The sequence below is a fragment of the Kitasatospora sp. NPDC093102 genome (assembly GCF_040683915.1).
GTDB lineage: Bacteria > Actinomycetota > Actinomycetes > Streptomycetales > Streptomycetaceae > Kitasatospora.
The window spans coordinates 1-23,164 of sequence record NZ_JBFBFA010000056.1; the positions used below are offsets into that span (position 1 = coordinate 1).

23 protein-coding genes are annotated in these 23,164 nt (G+C 72.7%); 6 read left to right on the top strand and 17 right to left on the bottom strand.

Going from position 1 to position 23,164, the window contains the following annotated elements; genetic code table 11:
- Nucleotides 1-44: 44 nt before the first annotated feature.
- On the bottom strand, nucleotides 45-1,409 hold the full coding sequence (gene lysA, locus AB0O11_RS35470; RefSeq protein ID WP_363395439.1) for a diaminopimelate decarboxylase: 1,365 nt from the start codon (nucleotides 1,407-1,409) through the stop codon (nucleotides 45-47).
- Between the two features lie 16 nt (nucleotides 1,410-1,425).
- Nucleotides 1,426-1,614 carry a hypothetical protein gene (locus AB0O11_RS35475; RefSeq protein ID WP_363395442.1) on the bottom strand — a complete coding sequence of 63 codons (189 nt, stop codon included), beginning with the start codon at nucleotides 1,612-1,614 and terminating at the stop codon, nucleotides 1,426-1,428.
- Nucleotides 1,615-1,999: 385 nt separating this feature from the next.
- On the opposite strand from AB0O11_RS35475, the gene AB0O11_RS35480 reads away from it, so the two are divergent.
- Nucleotides 2,000-2,488 (top strand): universal stress protein, encoded by a 489-nt coding sequence (locus AB0O11_RS35480; protein WP_363395445.1) that lies wholly within the window; start codon nucleotides 2,000-2,002, stop codon nucleotides 2,486-2,488.
- Nucleotides 2,489-2,562: 74 nt separating this feature from the next.
- Here the strand turns inward: AB0O11_RS35480 and AB0O11_RS35485 are convergent, their stop codons facing one another.
- Nucleotides 2,563-3,696 (bottom strand): alpha/beta hydrolase-fold protein, encoded by a 1,134-nt coding sequence (locus AB0O11_RS35485; protein WP_363395448.1) that lies wholly within the window; start codon nucleotides 3,694-3,696, stop codon nucleotides 2,563-2,565.
- A 440-nt stretch (nucleotides 3,697-4,136) separates the two neighbouring features.
- Between AB0O11_RS35485 and AB0O11_RS35490 the strand changes: the two genes are divergently transcribed.
- Nucleotides 4,137-4,598, top strand: coding sequence for a hypothetical protein (locus tag AB0O11_RS35490; RefSeq protein WP_363395451.1), 462 nt, complete (start codon nucleotides 4,137-4,139; stop codon nucleotides 4,596-4,598).
- A gap of 19 nt (nucleotides 4,599-4,617) precedes the next feature.
- On the opposite strand, the gene AB0O11_RS35495 is transcribed toward AB0O11_RS35490, so the two are convergent.
- Nucleotides 4,618-5,241 (bottom strand): hypothetical protein, encoded by a 624-nt coding sequence (locus AB0O11_RS35495; RefSeq protein WP_363395454.1) that lies wholly within the window; start codon nucleotides 5,239-5,241, stop codon nucleotides 4,618-4,620.
- A gap of 404 nt (nucleotides 5,242-5,645) precedes the next feature.
- Between AB0O11_RS35495 and AB0O11_RS35500 the strand changes: the two genes are divergently transcribed.
- On the top strand, nucleotides 5,646-6,320 hold the full coding sequence (locus tag AB0O11_RS35500) for an HD domain-containing protein (protein WP_363395457.1): 675 nt from the start codon (nucleotides 5,646-5,648) through the stop codon (nucleotides 6,318-6,320).
- A gap of 107 nt (nucleotides 6,321-6,427) precedes the next feature.
- Here AB0O11_RS35500 and AB0O11_RS35505 read toward each other — a convergent pair whose 3' ends face one another.
- From AB0O11_RS35505 to AB0O11_RS35515, 3 genes are all read right to left on the bottom strand, one after another.
- Nucleotides 6,428-6,835: a cupredoxin domain-containing protein gene (locus AB0O11_RS35505; RefSeq protein ID WP_363395460.1), complete on the bottom strand. Its 408-nt coding sequence runs from the start codon at nucleotides 6,833-6,835 to the stop codon at nucleotides 6,428-6,430.
- Nucleotides 6,835-7,290 carry a hypothetical protein gene (locus tag AB0O11_RS35510; RefSeq protein ID WP_363395463.1) on the bottom strand — a complete coding sequence of 152 codons (456 nt, stop codon included), beginning with the start codon at nucleotides 7,288-7,290 and terminating at the stop codon, nucleotides 6,835-6,837. Before AB0O11_RS35510 ends, AB0O11_RS35505 begins: the two co-directional genes overlap by 1 nt.
- Nucleotides 7,291-7,555: 265 nt before the next feature.
- Nucleotides 7,556-8,458, bottom strand: coding sequence for an alpha/beta fold hydrolase (locus AB0O11_RS35515; RefSeq protein ID WP_363395466.1), 903 nt, complete (start codon nucleotides 8,456-8,458; stop codon nucleotides 7,556-7,558).
- A gap of 57 nt (nucleotides 8,459-8,515) precedes the next feature.
- Here AB0O11_RS35515 and AB0O11_RS35520 point away from each other — a divergent pair, with 57 nt between their 5' ends.
- Nucleotides 8,516-9,118 (top strand): TetR/AcrR family transcriptional regulator, encoded by a 603-nt coding sequence (locus AB0O11_RS35520; RefSeq protein WP_363395469.1) that lies wholly within the window; start codon nucleotides 8,516-8,518, stop codon nucleotides 9,116-9,118.
- 33 nt (nucleotides 9,119-9,151) lie between these two features.
- Here the strand turns inward: AB0O11_RS35520 and AB0O11_RS35525 are convergent, their stop codons facing one another.
- From AB0O11_RS35525 to AB0O11_RS35545, 5 genes are all read right to left on the bottom strand, one after another.
- Entirely contained in the window at nucleotides 9,152-10,084 is a 933-nt protein-coding gene (locus tag AB0O11_RS35525) for a ferritin-like protein (RefSeq protein WP_363395472.1), read from the bottom strand.
- A gap of 31 nt (nucleotides 10,085-10,115) precedes the next feature.
- Nucleotides 10,116-10,664, bottom strand: a complete 549-nt coding sequence (locus AB0O11_RS35530) for a gluconate 2-dehydrogenase subunit 3 family protein (RefSeq protein WP_363395475.1) — start codon at nucleotides 10,662-10,664, stop codon at nucleotides 10,116-10,118.
- 68 nt (nucleotides 10,665-10,732) lie between these two features.
- Entirely contained in the window at nucleotides 10,733-12,436 is a 1,704-nt protein-coding gene (locus tag AB0O11_RS35535) for a GMC family oxidoreductase (RefSeq protein ID WP_363395478.1), read from the bottom strand.
- 222 nt (nucleotides 12,437-12,658) lie between these two features.
- Nucleotides 12,659-13,576, bottom strand: coding sequence for a phosphorothioated DNA-binding restriction endonuclease (locus AB0O11_RS35540; RefSeq protein ID WP_363395481.1), 918 nt, complete (start codon nucleotides 13,574-13,576; stop codon nucleotides 12,659-12,661).
- A 244-nt stretch (nucleotides 13,577-13,820) separates the two neighbouring features.
- Nucleotides 13,821-15,122, bottom strand: coding sequence for an MFS transporter (locus tag AB0O11_RS35545; protein WP_363395484.1), 1,302 nt, complete (start codon nucleotides 15,120-15,122; stop codon nucleotides 13,821-13,823).
- Nucleotides 15,123-15,309: 187 nt separating this feature from the next.
- On the opposite strand from AB0O11_RS35545, the gene AB0O11_RS35550 reads away from it, so the two are divergent.
- On the top strand, nucleotides 15,310-15,966 hold the full coding sequence (locus AB0O11_RS35550) for a metalloregulator ArsR/SmtB family transcription factor (protein WP_363395487.1): 657 nt from the start codon (nucleotides 15,310-15,312) through the stop codon (nucleotides 15,964-15,966).
- Between the two features lie 56 nt (nucleotides 15,967-16,022).
- Here the strand turns inward: AB0O11_RS35550 and AB0O11_RS35555 are convergent, their stop codons facing one another.
- Complete coding sequence (locus tag AB0O11_RS35555; protein ID WP_363395490.1) at nucleotides 16,023-16,496, bottom strand: hypothetical protein; 474 nt, start codon at nucleotides 16,494-16,496, stop codon at nucleotides 16,023-16,025.
- Nucleotides 16,497-16,720: 224 nt separating this feature from the next.
- Between AB0O11_RS35555 and AB0O11_RS35560 the strand changes: the two genes are divergently transcribed.
- Nucleotides 16,721-17,350, top strand: a complete 630-nt coding sequence (locus AB0O11_RS35560; protein WP_363395493.1) for a transglycosylase family protein — start codon at nucleotides 16,721-16,723, stop codon at nucleotides 17,348-17,350.
- Nucleotides 17,351-17,532: 182 nt separating this feature from the next.
- Here the strand turns inward: AB0O11_RS35560 and AB0O11_RS35565 are convergent, their stop codons facing one another.
- The 4 genes from AB0O11_RS35565 to AB0O11_RS35580 all read right to left on the bottom strand — a co-directional run bounded on the left by AB0O11_RS35565 (nucleotide 17,533) and on the right by AB0O11_RS35580 (nucleotide 23,141).
- The gene (locus AB0O11_RS35565) at nucleotides 17,533-19,554 is read right to left on the bottom strand and encodes an amino acid transporter (RefSeq protein ID WP_363395496.1); all 2,022 of its coding nucleotides are present in this window, start codon (nucleotides 19,552-19,554) and stop codon (nucleotides 17,533-17,535) included.
- Between the two features lie 251 nt (nucleotides 19,555-19,805).
- Entirely contained in the window at nucleotides 19,806-21,434 is a 1,629-nt protein-coding gene (locus tag AB0O11_RS35570; protein WP_363395499.1) for a multicopper oxidase family protein, read from the bottom strand.
- 147 nt (nucleotides 21,435-21,581) lie between these two features.
- Nucleotides 21,582-22,097, bottom strand: a complete 516-nt coding sequence (locus tag AB0O11_RS35575; protein ID WP_363395502.1) for a hypothetical protein — start codon at nucleotides 22,095-22,097, stop codon at nucleotides 21,582-21,584.
- 129 nt (nucleotides 22,098-22,226) lie between these two features.
- Nucleotides 22,227-23,141 (bottom strand): LysR family transcriptional regulator, encoded by a 915-nt coding sequence (locus AB0O11_RS35580; protein ID WP_363395505.1) that lies wholly within the window; start codon nucleotides 23,139-23,141, stop codon nucleotides 22,227-22,229.
- Nucleotides 23,142-23,164 lie beyond the last annotated feature (23 nt).

The following is a 23,164-nucleotide window of genomic DNA, read 5'->3' on the forward strand; positions in this document are numbered from 1 at the left end:
GCGCGAGAAGTCGGCCGGGCCGACTTCTCGCGCAACCGCCCCTCTCAGCGGCCGACTTCGCGCAGGCGGAAGTCCTCGACCGTCTCCCTCCTGATCAACAACCGGGCCCGGCCGTCCTTCATCGCCACCACCGCCGGGCGGCCGACCAGGTTGTAGCCCGACGCCATCGACAGCTGGTACGCGCCGGCCGCCGGCACCGCCAGCAGGTCGCCCGGGCGCAGGTCGGCGGGCAGCGCGGCGTCCCGGACCAGCACGTCCCCGGCCTCGCAGTGGCGGCCGACCACGTCCACCCTCGCCTCCCCCGCCTCCGAGCGGCGGCCGACCAGCCGTACGGTGTACGGCGATCCGTACAGTGCCGGACGCGGGTTGTCGCTCATGCCGCCGTCCACCGCGGCGAAGCAGCGGCCGTCCGCGGTGTGCTTGACGGACAGCACCCGGTACACCGCGACCGCCGACGGTCCGGCGATCGCACGGCCGGGTTCGACGATCAGCCGGGGCACCTCCAACCCGGCCTCGGCGCAGCGCACCGCCAGCCGGTCGGTCACCCGCACCGCGAACTCCGCGAGGTCCAACTCCTCATCCCCGACGGGCAGGTAGCGGATGCCGTGACCACCGCCGAGGTCCAGCTCCGGCAGTTCCACGCCGTACCGCTCCCGCACCTCGGCGAGCAGCCGCACCAGCGCGTCCACCGCGAGCAAGTAGGGCTCAGGCGACGTGATCTGCGAGCCCAAGTGGCAGTGCAAGCCCGCCAGTTCGAGCCCCGGCTGGTCGAGCACCCGGGCGATGGCGTCGGCGGCATCGCCACCCTGGATCGGGAAGCCGAACTTCTGCCCGCCGACCCCGGTCCGCACCGCCGCATGATGCCCGGCGGCGATCCCCGGGACCACCCGGACCAGCACCTTCTGCGGCGTGTCGGCGGCCACCAGCGCGGCCAGCCTCGCGATCTCCGCCGGGCCGTCGATGACGATCCGCCCGACCCGCAGCCTCCGGGCCAACCGCAGCTCCTCCGGGGACTTCGCGTTGCCGTGCAGCAGGATCCGCTGCGCCGGGAAGCCGGCCGAGACCGCCAGCCACAGCTCGCCCGACGAGCAGACGTCCAGGCCCAGCCCCTCCTGTTCCACCCAGTCGGCCATCGCGCTGCACAGGAAGGCCTTGGCCGCGTACAGCACCTCGGCGTGCGGCAGCGCCCGCCGGTACGCCCGGGCTCGCCCCCGGACCTCGGCCTCGTCCAGCACGTACAGCGGGGTACCGAACCGTTCGGCGGCCTCGGCCAGTCCCACCCCGCCGACCACGACCTCGCCGCCGCGGCCGGGCCGCGCCGAGGCCGGCCAGGGTCCACCGAGGGCATCGGCGGGGGTGGTGGGGGTGGTGGGGGTGTTGGGAGCGGGTCGGGCGATGAGCTGGGTCATGGCGGGGCTCCTCGGGTCAGTCTTCGAACTGCATCGCGATGCGGCAGTGCGTCGGGCGGCTCCGGTCGTGGGCAGGGGCGGGCTCCGGGGTCCGCTCCGGCGGCTCCGGGGTCCGTTCCGGCGGCTCCGGCGCGGCGGCCTGGAGATCGACCAGCGGCACCACGCGTCGCAGCGGCTGTTCGACGGCAAGGGCGGTGTCGGTCATGGCGGGTTCCCTTCGGGTCGTGGGCCGTACGGCCGGACGCGTGCCGTTCGGCCGTACCCCTCCAGTGGAGACCCTCCGCAGACCGACCGCACCCGTCCTTGACGCATGGCGTACGTCCCGGCCGCCGTCCTTGACGCCCTTCTGACAGCGGGTTCCTCGGCATCGAGGCGATCGGCCGGCCGGTGCGGTTCGTGCCGGGCCCGGGCCGAGAGAACCCGACGGGTCTGTCAGAAGGCCGTCAAGATGTGTGCGACCTGCGTCATGGTGGCGTCAGCGGCGGTACGGAGCGGTCCGTTCCGGGTTTCACTGGTGTCGTCCGAAGCGAGGAGCACCGACCCGGCAGCGCCCGATGGAGAGCCTGCCGGAGAGACGGAGGCGAACGGCCATGACCGGGACCACCCGAGTGATCGTCGGCCTGAGCGGATCGCTGAGCAGTCTGGCCGCCCTCTACCACGCCGTCGGCGAGGCGGCCCGGGGCCAGGCGGTGCTGGTGCCCGTCGTCGCCTGGACCGCCACGAACGACCGGGACGGCCTGCGCCCGCTCTCCGAACTGGAGCACGCCGCCCGCCGGCGCCTCGACGTCGCCTTCGAGCAGGCCTACGGCGGCTACCCGTCCGGCCTGGTCGTCCACCCCTTGGTGGTCAACGCCGAGCCCGGCCCCGCCCTGGTCGGCGCCGTCACCGGCCCGGAGGACCTGCTCGTGCTCGGCGCCGCCACCCGCCGGCGTCTGGACCGCCTGCGGCACGGCTCGGTCGCCCGCCACTGCCGCCACCGGGCCGGCTGCCGGGTGGTCGAGGTCTCGCCCTCGGCCCTCCTCACCCGCCTCGAACTCCCGGCCCGCACCGGCGCGCCGCTGCCCCTCCTGGCCCGCTGACATCACCCTGCCGGCCGGCTGAGAACGCCCTGCCGGCCCGACGCCGGCCGCCCCCCTCCTGCGCGCCCCGGACGCTACGCCGGGTCACTCAGGTGGGCGCTGAGCCAGGTGAGGGCGGGCGGGATCAGCCGGTCCCAGGTGGTGAAGTTGTGGCCGCCCCTGTCGACCGTCTCCTGGGCGACCACGAGCGGCGGGCGGGCAGCGGCGGCGAAGGCACTGGAGTCGGCGTAGGTGCTGCCGTCCTGCTTACTGCCCGCGAGCAGCACCGCGAGGGGCGGCGTCGGCAGGTGGGCCAGGCGCCAGTCGAGGTCCGCCTCGGCGCGGCGCTGTGCGCTGCCGCCGAAGAGGTCGCCCGTCGTGACGTCCTCCGCCGCCTTGAAGTAGCCGGAGAGCGAGACCGCCACCGAGAAGGTCTCCGGGTGCTCCATGCCCAGCTTGACCGCGCAGTAGCCGCCGGTCGAGTCGCCGACGATGCCCAGGCTGCCCGTTCCGTCCAGCACCCGGTAGGAGGCCCGCAGGTCGGCGGGCACGTCGGTGGTGAAGTAGCGCTGCGCCTGCGGCCCGCCGGGGATGTCCTCGCACTCGCTGTCCCGGGGCATGGTCGGCGAGGGACGCATCAGCACCAGGACGGTCGGCTTCATCGCTCCCGTGCGCAGCAGGTCGAGTTCGGTGGCCGGGTAGCGGAGCTTGGTGACCAGGTTCGTGGCGTCGCCGGGGAAGCCGGTCAGCACCAGCGTGGCCGGGAAGTGCCGCGCCCCGCCGCCGGGTTGGAAGTACTGCGGCGGCAGGTAGACGTAGCCGTCGCTGCTGAGCCCGGTCGTGCCGCCGGGCAGCCGGACCCGGTCGAGCCGGCCGATCCGGGCCGGATCGCGGTTGACCGCCCCCGCGCCGGTGATGTCCGCCCTGCCCAGGACCTGTACGCCGACCGGACCCGCGCCGGCGCCTCCGCCCGCCGTCCTGATCACGCCCGTGCCGCGCTCGTGCCCGAGCAGGTCGGACCAGCTGCTGTAGAAGACGAAGTAGTCGTTGACGGCGAGCCCCAGCAAGGCCAGCAGGGTCAGTTGCGTGACGGCGATGGTGCCGAGCCGCAGGAACATCGCGGGCCAGCTCCGGACGGCGAGCCGGGGCCAGACCCAGAGCGTGCCGAGCACCGTGAGCACCGCGAGCAGTGCCACCAGCGCCACCAGCTTGTGACTGGTGAGTCCCATCGGCCCCGGCCTCCCGTACCACTGTGGCCCCACTACCACTGTGGACCTCCGGCCGGCCCAATCGGAGCCCGGCACTTGGAGTAGCCAGGCCGGCACTCCCTGGCGCGCCGCGGCGAGCCGGGGTTCCGCAACTTCGACAGTCCTGTCGAAGTTGACATGCCCGAGCTATGCTGACCCGAAGCCCGCCCGCGGCCGGGCCCCACCCCGTCGACGATCGCACCGCACTGGCGCTCCCGACCGGAAGGAGGTGCGGTCCGGACCTCCGGCAGACGGCCAACCCGCCTTCCACGTCGCTTTCTTGACGATTCGTCAATTCCGATCCGCGATTTCACCGCCTGAGCCGCGACGCGTGCCCCGGGCCGCCCACCGCCGTTGTACGGAAGGTGAATCGCCGCGCCCGCCCGAAACCCCCGGCCACCCCGCCGAGGAAGAGGTTCCGCATGACGACGTCCCGGACCCACCCCCGCCCCGCCGAGGCCGCGGTGCTGCTCACCGTGCTCGGCCTGCTCGTCCTGGAGGAGATCGCCCTCGGCATGGCCGAGGAGGAGGACCGCCCCGTCATCGGCGGCATCCTGATCGGCGCCTCCGGTGCCGGCCTGCTGGCGGTCGGCGCGGTCCTGCTCAGCCGCTGGATCGACCTCCGCCGCCCGCTCCCGCTCCCCCCGCCCGGCCCGAACGGCCGCGAGTACAGCGCCCGCGCCCTCGAAGGCTTTCCGATGGAGGCCGTCCGCCCCCTGCTGCTCGCCGAGAACGCACCCCAGCTCGGCCACCTGTACTCCGCCTGGATGCTCGCCCGGACCGGCCGCCCGGCCCCCTGGATCGCCCGCCGCCTGGCCATCCCCCCGGACGCCGCCCAGCTCCTGGTCGACGCCGCCCGCTCGGCGGGACTCGATCGGGCCTGACCAGCGCCGGCCGACCGGATCAGCGCCGCTGACCGGGCGCCGTGTTCGCCTGCGACACCAGGTACGGCACCAGCCCGCGCTCCGCCAGCGCCGACCGCCAGGCGTCCCGCGCCAGCGGCAACTCCCCCGGCCCGTCCGCCGCCTCCCCGGCCTCCGACCCCCTCGACCGGGCCGCACCCAGCAGCCCCAGCCCGCCCACCAGCAGACTCACCGCACCCGCCCCGGCCGACACCCACCCGGCCTCCACCAGCGCGTGCGCCAGCACCTCCAGGTCCTCGACCAGCCCCAGCAGGGAGCCCAGCACCAGGAAGATCACCGCCGCCGTCACCGCGATGATCGGCACGACCACCCCGAGCACGCCCCACCACCCCGACGCCCGCTCCCGGGCCGGCACGTCCACCGGCAGCCGCGCCACCGCGTCCGCATCCGCCCGCAGCGCCGTGTACCGCTCGTACTCCGGCGCCGCCGCGGCCAGCACGAACTCCGCGTTCTCCCGCGCCGTCCGCCGCAACCGCTCCACGCCCCGGGCCTCCTCCCCGCTCGCCCGCAACGCCGCCCGCACCTGCGGGGCCGCCAGCGCCCGCCCGAGCTCCGTCTCGAAGTCCGCCCGATCCTGCTGCGGCAGCCGAAGCGGCCTGTTCATGCTCGTCCCCGATCGCCGTTCGTTTAGTTCTACAGAACTGTAGAACATGGAGGCGGGTCGCAGCAGCCCTGTTCACGGGTGGATTCGGCGGTCAGGAGGGGTCGGCCACGGGGACCCGGGCGAGGGCGTCGCGGACGGTGTCGGCCGAGTCCGGGACACGGACACCCCGCTCACGCAGCCACGCGCGCCCGGGCCAGGGGCTGAGGCCGTTGAGGCGGCATCCGGTGGACGCTCGGCGGAGGGGGCAACCGACCGGATGGCTCGAATGCCTCGGCACCGAGAAGTCGTCTCCTGCGGCCTCAAGTAGCCTGGAGCGTGACCATCATGGAACGCTCGACACCCGACGGGCTGCGGGAGCCGCACTGTCCTCGGCCACGACCGGACAAGCGAGTGCCGGCCACCTCATGAGCGACAGGTACCGCGAACTGGCCCTCCCTTCGACCGGCCTTGCGCGCAACACACTGCGCTACGCACAGGCTCTGGTCCCAGCCGCGATCTTCAATCACAGCCTGCGCACCTACCTCTACGGGCGCCTCCTCGGTGAGCGACGTGGTCTGCAACCGGACCGCGACTACGACGACGAACTCCTCTTCCTGGGATGCGTCCTGCACGACTGCGGGCTCAGTATCGAGGGCAACGGCGACCAGCGGTTCGAGCTGGACGGTGCCGATCTGGCGATCCGCTTCCTGACCGAGCAGGGAGTGCCACCGGCGCGAACGGAAGTCGTGTGGGACGCGATCGCGCTGCACATGGACCGTGAGATCGCCCTGCGGAAGCGGCCGGAGGTCGCGCTGGTCGCCCTCGGCGCAGGCTTCGATCTGGGCGGCGGCCCAACCGCACTCCCGGACGGCTACGCGGACCGCGTCCACCGGGTGCTGCCGCGTCTGCACGCTGCGGCGGTCCTCCACGACAGCATCGTCGGCCAGGCGCTGGAGAAGCCGCACAAGGCACCGCCCTTCACGATGACGGGCGAGCTCGTTCGCCAGGTGACCGGCCGGACCTGGCCGAGCTGGGAACAGCTCGCCCGCTCCTCGGGATGGAACGACTACGACCACGACGATCGCCCCGCCCCCGGCTGAGAGCCCCGAGTCCGATGTCCTCCCTCCGGTACAGCCGCACGGTCGCACCGGGCTGACAGCCACAGGCAGTCCGTCCGACGATGCGGAGGAGGTGGCTCGGGCGCGGTTCAGGCCACGGTCAGGATGCCGCGCATGAAGTGGTGGAAGGCGCAGAGGTAGGAGTACGCGCCGGGCTGGGTGGGGGCGGTGAGGGCGGCGGTGGCGCCGGGGGCGATCGGGCCGGTGTCGAAGCTGCCGTCCTGGGCGGTGAGGCTGTGGGCGGCGGTACCGGTGTTGGTCACGGTCACGACGGCGCCCGGGCCGGCGGTGAAGTCACCCGGTTCGAAGGAGAAGTCGCGGATCGTCACGGTCCCGGTGAAGGGGCTGGGCGACGGGACCGGTGTGGACGGCACGGAGGGCACCGCGACGGAGCCGGTGGTCTCCTCCGGGCCCGGCACCTCGAACGAGCTGATGCAGCCGGTCAGGACGGGGCCGACCGCGAGCAGCAGGAGGGCGGCGCGGAGAAGCGGACGCATCAGGCGGTGGTGAGTTCGACCCGCTTGGCGTCGGCGGCGGCGGGCGGGGTGGCACCGATGTTGGAGACGGTGGCGGTGAGGACGGCTTCGACGCCCGGGAGCCAGTTGGTGGTCTTGGACTGGACGACGATCTGCCGCTGCTGCGGCTTCCCGTCGCAGATCACGTCCGCCTCTGCGGTCCGGTTGGAGCCGAAGGCGATGGAGGAGGTGTCCTCGGGGTCCTTCTGCTCCACCGAGACGGTGAGCGAGCGGGCCTCGTCCGCGACCGAGCAGAGGTAGCCGACCTGTACCCGGACCCGGCCGGGGAGCTTGGGGTCGATGGTGGCGTCACCGAGGGTGACGGTGGTGGGGGTGGGGTCCGAGTCGTCGGCCCAGGCGGGTACGGCGGCGCCGGTGAGGCCGGTGAGGCCGGTGAGGGCCGACGTGAGTACCGTCAGGATGATCCACCGCTGCACTGCAACCTCCGGGTCCGAGAACGTGTTGCGGCCGACGCTAGCCGCCTGCCCGGAAACCCGCGCGCCGGACTCATACCAACAGCCCAGCACCCCCGGTCACCGCCGCCGGAGCCGGCAGCCGGCAATCCTTCGGGTCGGGATACGCCGGATCGCTCGGCTGTGCTTCGAACAACGTTGCCCTCACAACGAATTGACTTGTCGTCAGGCGCGCCGAAGGGCACCTCCACCGAGCGCGGGGCCCTTCGGCGTCTCGTCCGACGCCCGTCTACGACGCCCGCCGCTCCCGCCCGGCCACGCCGATGAAGCCCAGCAGCCGTTCGTTGACCGCCTCGGGCCGCTCCAGGTTGAGCCCGTGCCCGGCGCGTTCCAGGATCTCGGCCCGCACACCCGGGATCAGCCGCGTGACCCGCTCCACCACCTGGCGCGGCCGCAGCAGCGCGCTGCGCCTGCCCACCAGGACGAGCGCGGGCAGCCGGATCGACGCCAACTCCCCGTCCGTGAAAGGCCGGGCCGGCGGGCGACTGCTCGGCTTGTAGCTCCGCATCGCGAGCATCAGCGGCGCGATCATCTCGCGCGGCGCGCTCAGCGCCGGGTTGGCCAGCAGCCGCCCGACCGCGGGACGGAGCGGGCGCGGGGCGAGCATCCCGAACAGGCCGCCGACCATGTGGACGTAGAACCGCGCGGGGACCTTCTCGATCCCGCCCGGGTCGAGCGACGCGACCGAGGCGAGCCGCTCGGGCGCGTGGATGGCCTGGTTGAGGGCCAGCCAGCCACCGTACGAGACCCCGACCAGGTGCACCCGCTCCGCGCCGAGGCCGGCCAGCACCTCCCCCAGCCAGGCCGCGTTCTCCTCCGACCCGGCCGCGACGGCGCGGTGCACGCTGCGGCCGGGGTCGTCCAGGGTGTCGATCGCGTAGACCGGGTGCCGCTCACCGAGGGCGGCGATCTGCGGGTACCAGTTGGACGGGTGCCCGGCGTGGCCGTGCAGCAGGACGATCGGTTCGCCGGTCGCCGCACCGTAGCGGTGCACGTGCACGGTCCCGTACGCGGTCTCGACATCGAGTTCCTGGCGCGGACTCGGCCAGAGCTCCATCGCCCGGTCGTACGCCGCAAGGAACTTCGCACGGGCCTCCTCGCTGACGAAGTGCCCGACGCTGGTCCTGGTCATGATCCCTCCCGACTTTGATGGTATGGTTGTACCACAAAAACATCCGGAAGGAACCCGATGCCGAAGCTGGTGGATCACGAGGAGCGGCGGGCCCACATCATCGACTCCCTGCTCCGCTCCGCGGCGAGCAGCGGCCTGCACTCCGTCACCATGCGTTCCGTGGCGATCGAGGCCGGCGTCTCGGTGCGCCTCGTGCAGTACTACTTCGACACCAAGGAACAGTTGCTGCTCGCCGCCATGACCCGCCTGGCCACCCGCATGGGCGAACGGGTCCAGCGGCGCGTGCGCGCGACCGGCGCCACCAGCGACCCGCGCGGCATCATCGAGGCGGTGCTGCTGGAGGCCGTCCCCACCGACGAGGAGAGCCGGGCCTTCCACCTCGTCTACACCGAGTACGCGGTGCTCTCCGTCACCGACCCGGCGCTCGCCGGGCAGCCGTTCCTGGCGGCACCCAACGAGATGGAGGCCTTCCTGGTCGCCCAGCTCACCGCCGCCCAGCAGGGCGGGGACGCCGATCCGCAGCTCGACGCCCGGCAGGAGGCCGTCGTCCTCCTGGCCGTCTCCGCAGGCCTGGGCCTGAGCGTGCTGCTCGGGCAACGGGCGGCGGAGGAGGCGGCCGCCGTCCTGCACTACCACCTGGGCCGGATCTTCCCCGGCTGACGCTGCGACCGGACCCCTGCGATCGGAGCTCGCTCAGGCCGCTCCGTCATCCCACCGGAACTCCGGACGGATCCCCCGAGTGATCAGGTCCCGTCCGAGGATCTGAAGCCGGAACATGGCCGCCACGTTCGGCGGCGCGCCGGACGTCCAGCACGTCTCCAGGTCGACCAGCAGCTTCGACAGGGTGCGGTTGAACTCGGTCGAGGGGTTCGGCCGGGCCTGGGAGGCCGCGAAGTCGTACACCTCCGGCAGGATGACGGGAGCCCCGCTGAAGCTCCACTTGTCGCCGGTCCTGACCAGCCGCTTCTGGACGTAGAGCTCCTTGAACAGGTAGTAGTGCGCGTGGCCGCTCTCCCCCTCCCCCGGCGGCTGATCGGGTGAGCCCTGCGTCCCCTCCCCCTCGCTCTTGATCCGGTCGATCGTGTCGACCGCGTCGGTGACGGTTCTGATCGGCTCCGCGAAAGGCACCTCCACCGCGTGGGCGTTCGGGTCGATCGCCGGTTCGAGCTTCTTGAACGTCTGGATGATCGTGTCGTAGAAGGCGCCGATCGTGGCAGGCGGCCGCCCGGCCCGAAGGGCGACCGGGGGGAACTCCGGGTACTCGATCTGCATGAACACCGCGAGCTGGTCCTTGACCAGCGGCTTCAGATCAACCGGAAGCTCCTGCGGAATGCCGCCGGGCAGCTCGTCGGCCGGATAGTCCGGCAGGAATTCCGGGTGCGCGATCGACGGCCGGCCGCCGATCGCGGCCAGCAGGTTTCCGGCCAGCGCGAAGTGGTTCATCTCCTGGCTGACGATTTTGTGCAGCACACCCTCGGTGCGGTCCGGGTCGTTCTTGACCGACCACTGCGCACACAGATACGGCGGGATGGTGGCGAATTCCAGCCGCATCGCGAGGTGCAGGGCGCCTTTGAGGTCGTCCAGCGGCAGAACTCCCGCCTCGACGTACTCCCTGATGGTCTTCATGCGCGGAGTGCCCGCGGTCACCGGATTCACGCTACAGCCCCAACTTCCTGAGTTCGTCGTCGATGATGCGCTGCGCCTCCGGCGGGACGCCCGGAAAAGCGAGCAGCGGCACGTTCCCGGGATAGCCGATCGCCTCGAAGCCGATGTCGGAGGTGAAGTAGCCGGAGAGCAGCAGGGACCGGAACCTCGTGAAGAAGCTCCGGTCCGTCGCGGTGGTCGACGCGATCTGGTCGACGATCGTGCGCCGGCGGGAGCCGTCCAGCTCGACGAACCCCGTCCCGAACTGGCGCCGCGCCTCCGCGTCGACCATGACGAGGCCGGGAGTGATGACGGTCCTGTGGCCCTGCTGCGTCTTGTAGGGAGCGCTCACCCAGTCGTCGAAGAAGTCGGCGATCCCCATCGCACTCGGCGCCGGGTATTCGGCGGTGCCCGGCAGAACGATGTCGGCGAGTGCCTCGACGAGTGCGCGCTCGCGCTCCGAGAGCGTGCGCGGCCAAGGCGTGTGCGGCGTCACGAGGTTGGGATCGGTGCCGTAGCCCTGCGGTGCGGTACCGGCCCCGGCGGCACTGTGCTGGTCCATCTCTTCCTCTCGCTTCCGATGTACCGTCATCCGGTTGCGCCCGCTCGGCTGTCGGGCGCCTGCTGCGGTCAGATCCCGCCACTCCTCAGCAGGTCGAGGATGCGGGCCGAACTCCGTGCGGCCAGGGCCAGGATGGTGAGCGTGGGGTTCTTGTCCGGGCTCGACGCGAACGCGGCACCGTCGACGACGAACAGGTTCCTCACGTCCCAGCACCGGTTGTGGGCGTCGAGCACGGAGTTCTGCGGGGAGGTCCCCATCCGCGCGCCGCCGACCTCGTGGACCGCTCCGCCGCCCTGCGGCATCGCGACGGGACTGGTGTCCGGCGCGCCGCCGAGCAGGCTGAAGACCTTGTTGAAGGTGTCGTGCATGTGCGTGACCTGCCGGACTTCCGGATCTCCCCATTTCCAGTGGAACCGCAGGGCCGGAACTCCCCACTTGTCCTTGACCGTCGGATCGAGCTCGCAGAACGAGTCCTCGTTCGGGATCATCTCGCCTTCGCCGATGAGGGTGACGGCCGTGCCGTACCTCCGCCGGACCTCCGTCCACAGGGCGTCGCCGTAGGTCGCGCTGCCGTCGGCGATCAGGCTTCCGATGCCGGTGGTCGGCATCCTGCGACCCCCGCGCGGCTCGATGTGGTACCCGCGCGGGAACCCGAGCTGCCCGGCGGCCTGCTCGGGCAGCAGCCACCACGGCACGTAGATGTGCGGGGTGAAGATGCCGTCGTCGTTCAGCACGGGGAGTTTTTCGAGCATCGGAATCTCCGACGAGCGCGAGAACTCGACCGAGTCCATCAGGTACTTGCCGACCAGCCCGTGGCCGTTCCCGATCCCGTTGGGGAACGCGGCGCTTCGCGAATTGAGCAGGATGCGCACCGACGAGCAGGTTCCCGCCGCCAGCACCACCACCCGCCCCGTGACCGAGGACTCGGAGCCGGTCACCCGGTCGTTGTAGGTGACCCCGGTGGCCCGCCCGGTCGCGTCGACGTCGACCCGGGACACCATGGCGTTGCACACGACGGTGAGATTGCCGGTGGCGTGGGCCGGGGGAATGAGGACGGTCGTGCTCTGGAAGTTGGAGCGGCTGGCGCAGCCGCGGGTGCACTGGGTCGAGTACAGGCACGCCGCGCGGCCGTTCAACGGGCGGGTGAGCACGGCCGCCCGGATCGCCGCCACCTTCATGCCCAGGTGCTCGAACGCCCGGCCGAGGACGATCTCGAAGGCGCGCGGGGACGGCGGTGGGAGCTGGACGCCGGGCGGGGAGTCGGGGGCGTTCTCGATCCCGTGGGGAAGGCCGGTGACGCCGATGAGGCGTTCGGCCTCGTCGTACCACGGCGCCAGGTCCGCGTACTCGATCGGCCAGTCGAAGCCCAGTCCGTCACGGGTCTTCGGCTTGAAGTCGTACGGTCCGAAGCGCAGCGCCACCCGCCCCCAGTGATTGGTGCGGCCGCCCAGCATCCGCGGCCGCCACCAGCTGAACTGATTCGACCCGTCCGGATTCGGGGGGTCGGCCTGACTGTAGGGCTCACCGGCGATCTGCGAGCCGCCGTCGACGGTGGCGTCGTAGAAGCCCTGCGGCTTGTCCGGCGTCGAGGCCGCCCGCAGCGGCGCTTCCTGCGGCGTGTTGAACATCGGCGTCTCGGTCCCGGGATCGTAGTCCCGGCCCGCTTCCAGCATCAGGACGCGGGCGCCCGCTGCACAGAGCTCGTGCGCCGCCATCCCGCCGGCAGCCCCGGAGCCGACGATGATGACGTCGAATGCCTGGATATCGGACAAGATCCCACTCTTTTCACCGGATATCGCTTCGCGATACACAGCCGTCACTTTCAGTGATCAGATGGTGACGAGTCTCGCAGAGGCCGCGATGAACCGCGACCGGTGGATCCAGGAGTGATCAGGGCGGTCACCGGCGCATGATCGTCCGGCTCGCGCAGCCGACTGCCGCCGCGATGGACAGGGCCGAAGCCGCCTGACCGTCGACCGGCCGGAGGAGCCCGCCTACGCGAACTGTGACTGGTACACCGGTTCGCGGGGAGCGCCGTGGAACACCTGCCGTGCATGCCACTCCCGGCGCCGGTTCGCGACCGGCGGTCGGCCCGGCTGCGTGCCGATGACCGGGCGCCCGGACAGCGCGAGCACGTGCCGGTGGCTGGCTTCGCTACGGCCGACGAAGCGGTCGGAGACCGTGATGCGGCGGCCCTCCCCCAGTCCCGGCACTCCCTTGTCGAAGAGCTTGTGGTGCAGCGAGCACAGGCACAGGCCGTTGTCGACCTCGTCCGGCCCGTCGTGCGACCACCAGCGCACGTGCGCGGCCTCCAGCCCGACCGTGCTCGCCCCGATCGCTCCGTCGTAGCCGCAGAACGCACACTGGAACTCGTAGGCGGTGAGTATCAGTTCGCGCATCCGCCGGTCCCGCTGCCGCCGGGCCGCGCCATCGGCCCCGCTCACGATCCCGGTCTCGGCCTGCTCCAGGTCGAGGCCGACCGCCTTGCAGAGGTCGGCGTGCAGGGACGACGGGAAGTGGGCGTCCAACAGCACCCTGGCCATCCGCCCCAGCAGCGCCGGCTCCTCACCGAGCGCCGCCCGCAGCCCGGGCGCGAGCCTGCCGGTGGCCCCGCTCGACCGGAGAAGCCCGACCCCGCTGCCGGGGCTCCCCGGCCCCCGATCGGTGCGGACCTCCCACACCCCGTCGCTGACCAGGTGGTGGAACGGATAGGCGGGAGTCGTCGGATGCGACGGCCCGTACTCGGCGAGCAGCCCTTTCAGCTCCTTCTCGACGGCGCTGTACGGCAGTTCGCCGCCCGCGTCCCGCTGGTAGCTGCCGAGGGCGTAGAGCAGCAGCAGCGGCTTGTGGGGCGCGCGAACGCCGTTGTTCGTCCAGCGCCTCAGCCGCGCCACCCGATCGAGCCAGTCCATGCCCGCCAGCGTAGTTCGCGGCACAGCGCCGGGATCACCCCCGGCAGCCGAACCGTCCCGAATCGGCGTCAGCCGTCGCTCACCGCGTCGTACTGGGCCAGGAGTTCGACCCTCGTGGCCTGGTCCGGCGCGAGCTCCAGGGCCGCCGCGAGGTGCCGCCTCGCCCGACCGTCCCCGATGATCCCGTAGGTCGTCGTCAGGGCGCCGTGCGCGCAGAACTCGAGCCCGCCGGTGGCGGCGACCCTCAGTGCGCGGCCTTGTCGCTGATCAGCCGGGCGGCGAGTAGCCCGGAGGCCGCGGTGAGCACGGCCGCCGCCACGACGGTGGCGTTCAGGCCCAGTGCGTCGGCGAGGACTCCGGCGAGCAGGGCGCCGGCCGCGTAGCCGATGTCGCGCCAGAACCGGTAGGTACCGAGCGCGTTGGCCCGCCGGCTCGGGTGGGCATGGTCGGAGACGGCGGCGATCAGCGCCGGGTAGACCATCGCGGTGCCGAGCCCGAGCAGCACCGCCGAGACGATGCCGGCCAGCAGCGGCCGGTCGAGCAGCACCAGGGCCAGGCCGAGGCCGGCGGCCTGGACCAGCATGCCGGTGACGATCAGCGGCTTGCGCCCGATCCGGTCGGCCAGGTGACCGGTGGGGATCTGGCCGAGGCCCCACAGCAGCGGGTACAGCCCCTTGATCAGGCCGATCGCGGCGAGGCCGAGCCCGTGGTCGGTGAACAGCAGCGGAAAGACGCCCCAGGTGAGGCCGTCGTTGAGGTTGTTCACCAGGCCGGCCTGGCTGGCGCCGCGCAGCGAGCGGTCCCGCCAGGAGGTGTGCGCGAAGGTCTGCCACAGACCGGGCCCGGTCGCAGGGGCCGGAGCGGCTCCGGGGTGGCGGGCGAGCTCCAGTGCGACGTGCGCCGCCGTGTCGCGGACGGCGAGGGAGAGCGCGAGTCCGGCGACGACGAAGACGACACCGATCAGCTCGGGCGCCGGCCGCAGCCCGTACGAGGTGGCGAGGTAGCCGGTGACCAGCGCGGTCGCGCCGAGCGAGGCGTAGCCGGCCGCCTCGTTGAGGCCGGTGGCGAGCCCGCGCCGGGCCGGGCCGACCAGGTCGATCTTCATGTTGACGGTCATCGACCAGGTGAGGCCCTGGTTGATGCCGAGCAGCACGTTGGCGGCCACGATCCAGCCCCAGGAGGGCGCCCAGGCCAGGGCGAACGGGACCGGGATGCCGAGTAGCCAGCCCGCGACGAGCAGCTGCTTGCGGCGGAAGCGGGCGGTCAGCGCACCGGCGGCGAGGTTGGTGAGGGCCTTGGTGACGCCGAAGGCGATGATGAAGGAGAAGACGGCGAGGTCACTGGTGAGGTGGAAGACCTCGGAGCCGGCCAGCGGCACGGTGGTGCGCTCCAGCCCGACCAGGCCGCCGACGGTGGCGGTGACCACGACCAGCAGGGTGAACTGGAGCCAGTTCTCCCGCAGGCCGAGCCGCGCCGGGCGGTCGGTCTCGCGCGTCGCCTCGCCCGCGAGCTCGCGGGCGGGCGCGCCGGGGGGCGTGGTGCTCATCGGTCCTCCTGTGATGACGGGTGCGGTCTCGCCCGGTTGCAGCGGCCGACACCCTCGACAATATTCCATGGATTTATGGAAGATAGCTCTGAGCTCGGAGAACATCCGCCGAGGAAGGTCCGGTACGCTATTCCATGGAACCTTGGATAAAGGGCTCCGGAGCATCGGGCAGGAGGACGCGATGGCCATGAGCGAAGCGAAGGCACAGCTGTACGACGCGTTCGCGGCCAGCGGCAAGGCCCTGGCCAGCGGAAAGCGCCTGGAGCTGCTCGACCTGCTCGCCCAGGGCGAGCGCACCGTGGACGCCCTGGCCAAGACGGCCGGACTGAACCTGACCACCGCCTCGGCCCACCTCCAGGCGCTCAAGCAGGCCGGCTTCGTCGCCACCCGCCGCGAGGGCGTCCGCATCCACTACCGGCTCTCCGGCCCGGACGTCGGCGAGTTGCTCGCCCTGCTACGCAAGGTCGCCGAGCGCCACCAGGCCGCGGTGCCGCCCGCACTGGACGCCTACCTGGGCGAGGACGGCGCGCAGGAGGTCGGCAACGAGGAGCTGCGCGCCCGCGCCGAGGCCGGCGAGGTGCTCGTGCTGGACGTACGCCCGGTGGAGGAGTACCTGGCCGGACACATCCCCGGCGCGCTCTCCATCCCGGTCGACGAGCTGGCCGAGCGGCTGGAGGAGCTGCCCGCGGACACCGAGGTGGTCGTCTACTGCCGCGGCGAGTACTGCGTGCTGGCCTACGACGCGGTCCGCCTGCTCACCGCCCACGGACGCCGGGCGGTCCGGCTCGACGACGGCATGCTGGAGTGGCGCCTGGCCGACCTCCCGGTGGCCACCGGAGCCTGAACCGCCGCGCCCGGCGGACCCGTTGCGGCCGACGGAGCACCTCTCCTGACGGAGGATCAGTCGCCGAGGACGACCGGCAGGCCGGTGGTGACTCCGTCCAGGGCGCGCGAGCAGACGCAGTCCCGCTCGGCGGGCAGGCTCTCCAACGCCTTGAACAGCACCGCGCGCAGCCGCTCGGCGTTCCCCGCGAAGACCGCGCGGGTGGCCCCGCTCCCGCTCCCCACCCCCGCGTCATGGTCCGCCACCGACGCCAACAACGTGCAGCAGAGCCGGAGTTCACGTGCCGGCACGGCCTCCGGTTGCCCGGTCGTGCCGGCCGCCGACCAGCCGTTCACGCAAAACCAGCGGGACTCGGCGTGGGTGGAGAAGCGCGGCCCCTCGATCACCTCGCCCAGGAACAGCGCATCGCTCGGAGGCCCGTACGGCGTGTCGACCCGAACCCCGGTCACCTCGTCCGGCAGCGCGTAGAGACCCGAGCCGCCGATCACGCCCGACTCGGCCCGCGGGGCACCCTGATCGATCGTCATCATTCGTACCCTTCTTCGAGGAAAACGGCCGCTGCGGACCAGCGGGTGACCGCGGCGGGTCACGAGGAGTACTGCCGATCGGCCGCGGGCCACCGGGGTGGTCCCGGGCCGCCGTGCGGGTGACCTGTCGGACGTGTCGGACGCGGAACGCCCCGTCCGGTGTGCGTCGGTGGGAGTGCGCCGTCCGCGGACGGCGCAGGTCCTGTCCCCCAGTCTGAGAGCCGCCGATGCCTGCCACCGATCGTCTGCGCCACATCGTCCCGACCGCGCTCTGCGCCCTCTCCGTGGCCCTCGCCGCCCCCGCGGCCCACGCCGCGCCACCGGGCCGCGGCAGCGGGTCCGACCCCGGAAGGGCGAGCGGCGGCTCGTACGACTGGGACCGCGTGGCCGCCTGCGAGAGCAACGGCAACTGGCGCGTCAACACCGGCAACGGCTACTACGGCGGCCTCCAGTTCGACCAGTCCACCTGGCGGAACAACGGCGGCCTCGCCTACGCCCCGCGCGCCGACCTCGCCACGCGTGAGCAGCAGATCGCCGTCGCCCAGCACCTCGCCGACCGCCGCGGTCTCTCTCCCTGGCCGGTCTGCGGCGCCCGCACCGCCCGCAGCCAGGGCCGCGAGGCCGTCCTGCCGCCCCCGAAGGCCGCCCCCGCCCCCGCGCCCGTGCCCTCCGCCCCAGCCCGGGCCGGGTCCGAGGCCGGCACCTGGACCGTCCGCGACAACGACACCCTCTCCGACCTCGCCGAGCGCCTGCACGTCCCCGGCGGCTGGCCCGCACTCTACGACCTCAACCGCGCCACCGTCGGCGAGGACCCGGACCTCATCGAGCCCGGCCTGGTCCTCGACATCCCCTCCTGAACCCTCCCGACCCCAACGACCCAACGACCCAACAACCCACCGATCCGCCGCCCGCGCCCGCCCCGGCGCGGGCGGCGCTCCGCCGTTCCCGCCGTTCCCGCCATTCCCGCCGGACAGACCGGACACGCCGACGGCCCGCCCGCTCACGAGGAGCGGACGGGCCGTGGGCGGACGGGCGGCGGTCAGCCGACGTGGACGCGCGGGCGGCGCGAGCGGTCCGGCTCGGCTTCGCGCAGCACCTCGCGGGTGACCGGTGCGACCTCGCCCTGCCCGAACAGGAAGAACCGCAGGAACTGGGCGAAGGGACTGCCCTCGGTCCACTCGAAGTAGAGGTGCGGCTGCTGCCCGGTGCGGTCCCGGATGTTCAGCGCCAGTGCGGCGAGCGCGTTCGGGATGCTGGAGCTCTCCAGGGTGAGCACCCGGTAGCGGCCGTGCAGCACCTCGCCGCGCACGGTCAGCTCGGCCTCGAAGTCGGAGGCGTCGCGGACGGTCACCTCGACGAAGACCAGGTCGTCCTCGCCGGGGATGTCGTTGTCGGCGCGGATCTGGCGGATCTTGTCGCGGTACTCGGCGACGTCGCGGTGGCTCGGCTCGTTGGCGATCAGCCGCAGCGGGCGGTGCGCGTAGTCCCTGATGAAACGTTCCGCCATATCGTCCAGGGCCACGTTGGTGACGCGCAGCTCGAAGGCACGGCGCAGCCGGGACAGCAGCGAGACCAGGATGATCCCGGCGATGAAGCAGGCGCCGATCTTCAGACCGTCCGGCCGCTCCAGCACGTTCAGCACGGTGGTGTAGAGGAAGATCGCCGCGATGACCGCGAAGGCGACGGTCCAGCCGCGCTCGTGCTTCTTGTACGCGGCGATGGTCACCGCGATGGCGGCGGAGCTGATCAGCACCAGCACACCGGTCGCGTACGCGCCGCCCTGGGCGTCCACGTTGGCGTCGAAGATCCAGGTCACCAGGAAGCCGACCAGGGTCAGCACGATCACCATCGGCCGCACCGCACGGGCCCAGTGCGGGGCCATGCCGTAGCGCGGCAGGTAGCGGGGCAGCAGGTTGAGCATGCCCGCCATGGCGGAGGCACCGGCGAACCAGAGGATCGCGATGGTGGAGAGGTCGTAGACGCTGCCGAAGGCGCCGCCCAGGTACTCGTGCGCCAGGTAGGCCAGGGCGCGGCCGTTGGCGTCGCCGCCGGCCTTGAACTGGTCGGCCGGGATGAGCAGCGTGGTGATGAAGCTGGTGGTGATCAGGAACACGCTCATGATCACGGCGGCGGTGGTCAGCAGCTTGCGGGTGCCGCGGATCCGGCCGACCGGGTTCGCCTCGGTGTCGTCGGGGTCGCCCTTGATGTGCGGCATCACGGCGACGCCGGTCTCGAAGCCGGACAGGCCGAGCGCCAGCTTCGGGAAGGTCACCAGGGCCACACCGACCATGACGATCGGATTGCCGTGCTGGGCGGTCAGCGCGTCCGTCCAGTCGGTGACCACGTGCGGCGCCTCGATGATCTTCCAGAGGCCAACGGCCACCACGACCACGTTCAGCAGCAGGTACGTCCCGACCAGGAACACCGCCAGGCCGATCGCCTCGCTGAAGCCCTTGAGGAAGACCGCGCCGAGCAGGGCCACCAGGATCAGCGTGATCAGCACCTGCTTGCCGCCGAGGAAGCCGGTCAGGTGCGGGTTCTCCACCAGGTGCGCGCTCGCGTCGGCGGCGGACAGCGTGATGGTGATCAGGAAGTCCGTGGCCGCGAAGCCGAGCAGCGCGAGGACGAACAGCTTGCCCTTCCAGAACGACAGCAGCCGCTCCAGCATCGCGATCGAGCCCTCGCCGTGCGGGCTCTCCTTGGCCACCCGCCGGTAGACCGGCAGTGCGCCCAGCAGGGTGACCACCACCAGCACGATGGTCGCGATCGGCGACAGCACGCCCGCGGCGAGGGCGGCGATGCCCGGCTGGTAGCCGAGCGTCGAGAAGTAGTCCAGGCCGGTCAGGCACATCACCCGCCACCAGCGCTGGCCGGCGTGCGCACCGTGCGCGGCGGAGTCCCCCGCCTCCGCGCCCTCCTGCGACGTCTCCGGGGCGCCTTCCGCAGCGGACTGCTGCGCCGGCTTCTCCGCGGTCACGTCCTCCAGCAGCCAGCTGCGGAGGCGTATTCGCGCCGACGGCGCGTCCGACTCCGTCGTCTCCGTCGAACCCGACGAAACCACCTTGCACCTCTTGTTTAAAGACCCCGTAAAACGCCGTCGGGCGACGGCAGTGCGCCAGGCTATGCGACCGGCGTTAAGAATCCGCTACCGGCCCGCGTTAAGAAAACGTCATGGCCGCGCAGGTCGGCGCCGGTGGCACGGTGCCCCGGGCCGGGTGCCGGGAACGGATCGACCCCGAACCGGTGGATCGGTTCGGGGTCCTTCCGGGGGTGAAACCCGCGTCCCTTTCCTCGGGGGGGGGGAGCGCGGGGTCAGGCCCGGTAACCGAGGACGGTCATCATGCCCGTCTCCGCGTGGTAGACGTTGTGGCAGTGCACCATCCACAGGCCCGGGTTGTCTGCGTCGAAGTCGACGGCCAGGGTCGCGCCCGGCAGCACGATCGCGGTGTCCTTGCGCGGGCCGTCGCCGGGCAGCGCGAAGCTGTGGCCGTGCAGGTGGACGGGGTGCCACATGGTGGTGCTGTTGCGGAACTCCAGCCGCACCCGCTCGCCCGCCGCCACCGGGTAGCGCTGGGACGGGTCGTACCGGCGGCCGTTGAACGCCCAGTCGGCCTTCGCCATCCCACCGGTGAGCTCCAGCTTCACCGTGCGGTCGGGCGCCTTCGCGGGCAGCCGGACGCCCGGGGCGGCCTTGAGCTGTCCGGCGGTGACCAGCCGGCCGTCCAGCTCGGCCGGGCGGACGGCGGCGTCGGGCGCGGTGCCGCCGCCGGTGCGCAGCACGGCCAGGGCGGTGGCGTTCTTGCCCTCGGCCAGCGCGGTCAGCGGGAAGACGCCGTCCTGGGCGGTGACCAGCACGTCGTAGCGCTCACCCATGCCGAGCAGCAGCGCCTGGGTGGTGGCCGGTTCGACCGGGAAGCCGTCGGTGTGGGTGACGGTCAGCTCGTGGCCGCCGAGGGCGACCCGGTAGGCGGTGTCGCCACCCGCGTTGACGAGCCGGATGCGGATCCGGTCGCCGGGCTTGGCGGTGAAGGTCTCGGGCGCGGTGGCGAGCCTGCCGTTGACCAGGTGGAACGGGTACGCGACGTCTCCGGCGTCGCCGCCCAGCAGCGGGCTCCGAGCGCCCATCAGCATCCGGCCGGGGCCGGAGGCTCCGGCGCCCGGGGTGCCGCCCGTGTCCGTCCCGGGCATCCCCGGCATGTCGTGGCCCGGCATCCCGGACATGTCGTGCCCGGAGCCGCCCGAGTGGTCCATCCCGCTCATGCCCTTGGCGAGTTCGGCGAGGACGGCGTCGGGGGTGCTGCCGTCGATGCCGTCCACCCAGTCGTCCAGGACGACGACCCACTCCTTGTCGTAGGCCAGTGGCTCCCTGGGGTCCTCGACGATCAGCGGGGCGTACAGGCCGCGGTCCTGCTGGACGCCGGAGTGCGGGTGGAACCAGTACGTGCCCGGGTGGGTGAGTGCGAAACGGTACTCGAAGGAGGCACCGGGCCTGACGTCGGCCTGGGTCACGCCCGGCACGCCGTCCATGTCGTTGCGCAGCGCGAGGCCGTGCCAGTGCAGCGAGGTGGACTGCGGCAGGTGGTTGGCGAGGGTGACGGCGAGCGTGTCGCCGACGGTGGCACGCACCTCCTGGCCGGGCAGGCGGTCGCCGTAGGCCCAGCTGCGGACGGTGCGGCCGCCGAGGTCGAGGGTGGTCTCGGTGGCGGTGAGCGCGACCTTCCGCTCCGGGCCGGGATTGCGCCGGGCCTCGGCGGCAGCGACCTCGGGGCCGTTCGGGGCGAGGTAGCCGGGCGGGGCGGCGGCCGGGCCGCTCGTGGAGCCGTGGTTCATGGACGCGTGGTCCATGCCCTTCATGGAGCCGGAGGAGCAGGCGGTGAGCAGGCCGGTCCCGGCGGCGGCGAGCGCGGCGCCGAGGACGGTACGACGGGTGGGTGTGCGCATGGCGGAGTGCACCTCGTGCGGTGTGTGGGTGTGCAGGACGTCGCGTCGGCCGTTCCGTGCGCGGGCGCTGCGTGGCGCGATCGGGGCGCGTGGATGTGCGCGCGGGCGCCCCTGAGCGGGCGCGGGCGCGGAACGGCGGGCGCGCGCCTACTGACGCAGCACCGAAAGCCGGGTGAGGAGTATCCGCCCACCCCCGGGCGGGGGCAGCGCGCGGACGGCCCGCAGCAGCCGGGCCCGCACCTCGGCGGCGGCGTCGCCGCTGCGGTGCAGCAGCGGGCCGGCGAGGAGCAGCAAGGTCCAGCCGGCCAGGACGGCGAGGCAGACCGCCATCGGGTCCATGCCGCCGGGGGCGGCGGGGTCGGCTGCGGCCCCGGCGGCGACGGCCGGGCGGTCGGCGTGCACGGGTTCGACGGCCGGGCCGTGCTGCCCGGCGTCCGCGGGCCGCATCGCCGAGTGCTCCGCCGAGTGCATCGAGGAGTGCGTCGCGGAGGCGTGCGTCCCCGCTTGCCCGTGCCCAGCGGAGCCGTCGTGCCCGCCGGAGCCGTGCCCACCGCCCGGATGGCCGAGCGTGTGCATGGTCACGATGCCGAGCAGCAGCGCGGCGAACAGCAGCAGGCGCAGCGCCCACGGCACCGGCGGACCGAACGGCCGCAACCGCGCCATCCTCCGCCTCCCCTCGCGCCCGCCTCCATGTACCCCGGCAGGGTATCCCGGCCCTACGCCGCGAGCCGAGCCGGGGCCGCCCCGTTCACCCTCCCGGCTCCTGCCGTGTCACAGGTGCCCGCGGGCGCTTCAGTCCTCCGCCGCCCCGGCCACCGCCCCGCCCAGCAGCGCGGCCGCCACGTGCTCGCGGAACCAGCGGTGGCCCGGATCGGCCGAGTTGCGCGGGTGCCAGGCCAGTCCCAGCTCCAGCTCGGCGAGTTCGAGCGGGATCGGGAAGGTGCGCAGGCCCAGCGCGGCGATGGCGTCCGGCAGCCAGTCCGCCGGGACGAGGGTGATCAGGTCGCTGTCCCGGGCGAGCAGCATCGCGCCGGTGTGGCTGGACACGACGACCGCCACCCGGCGCCACAGCCCGAGCCCGGCCAGCGCGGTGTCGATCGGGCCGAGCCGTTTGCCGCGCCGGGAGACGCCGACGTGGTCGGCGGCGGCGAAGCGCCGGGCGGTGATCCGGCGGCCGTCGAACAGCGGGTGGCCGCTGCGGGCGAGACCGACCAGCGGGACGCTCAGCAGCCGGCGGGTGCGGACCTCCGGGTCCAGGTGTCCGAGCACGCCCAGCTCGACGTCCACCAGGCCCTGCCGCAGCGCCGGACCGCCCTCCAGGGCCTCCGGCAGGAACACCACGTCCACCCGCGGCGCCTCCGCCCGGATCCGCTCGACGAGGGCGCCGGCCGTCCGCACCAGCAGCAGCTCACCGGCCTGCACCGTGAAGGTGCGGTCGAGGTGCACGGGGTCGAACCCGGCGCCGGGACGCAGCACGTTGTCGCAGCCTCGTAGCAACGCGCCCACCTCGTCCCGCAGTTCGATCGCCCGCGGGGTCGGGACCAGACGCTGCCCGGCGCGCACCAGCAGCGGGTCCTCGACGGCGCGGCGCAGCCGGGCCAGCATCCGGCTGACGGCCGCCGGCGAGGTGCCGAGCCGCTCGGCCGCGCGGGTCACGCTGTTCTCCTGGAGCAGGGCGTCCAGGGCCCGCAGCAGATTGAGGTCCATCGGCCGCACGCTCCTGAGCTCTG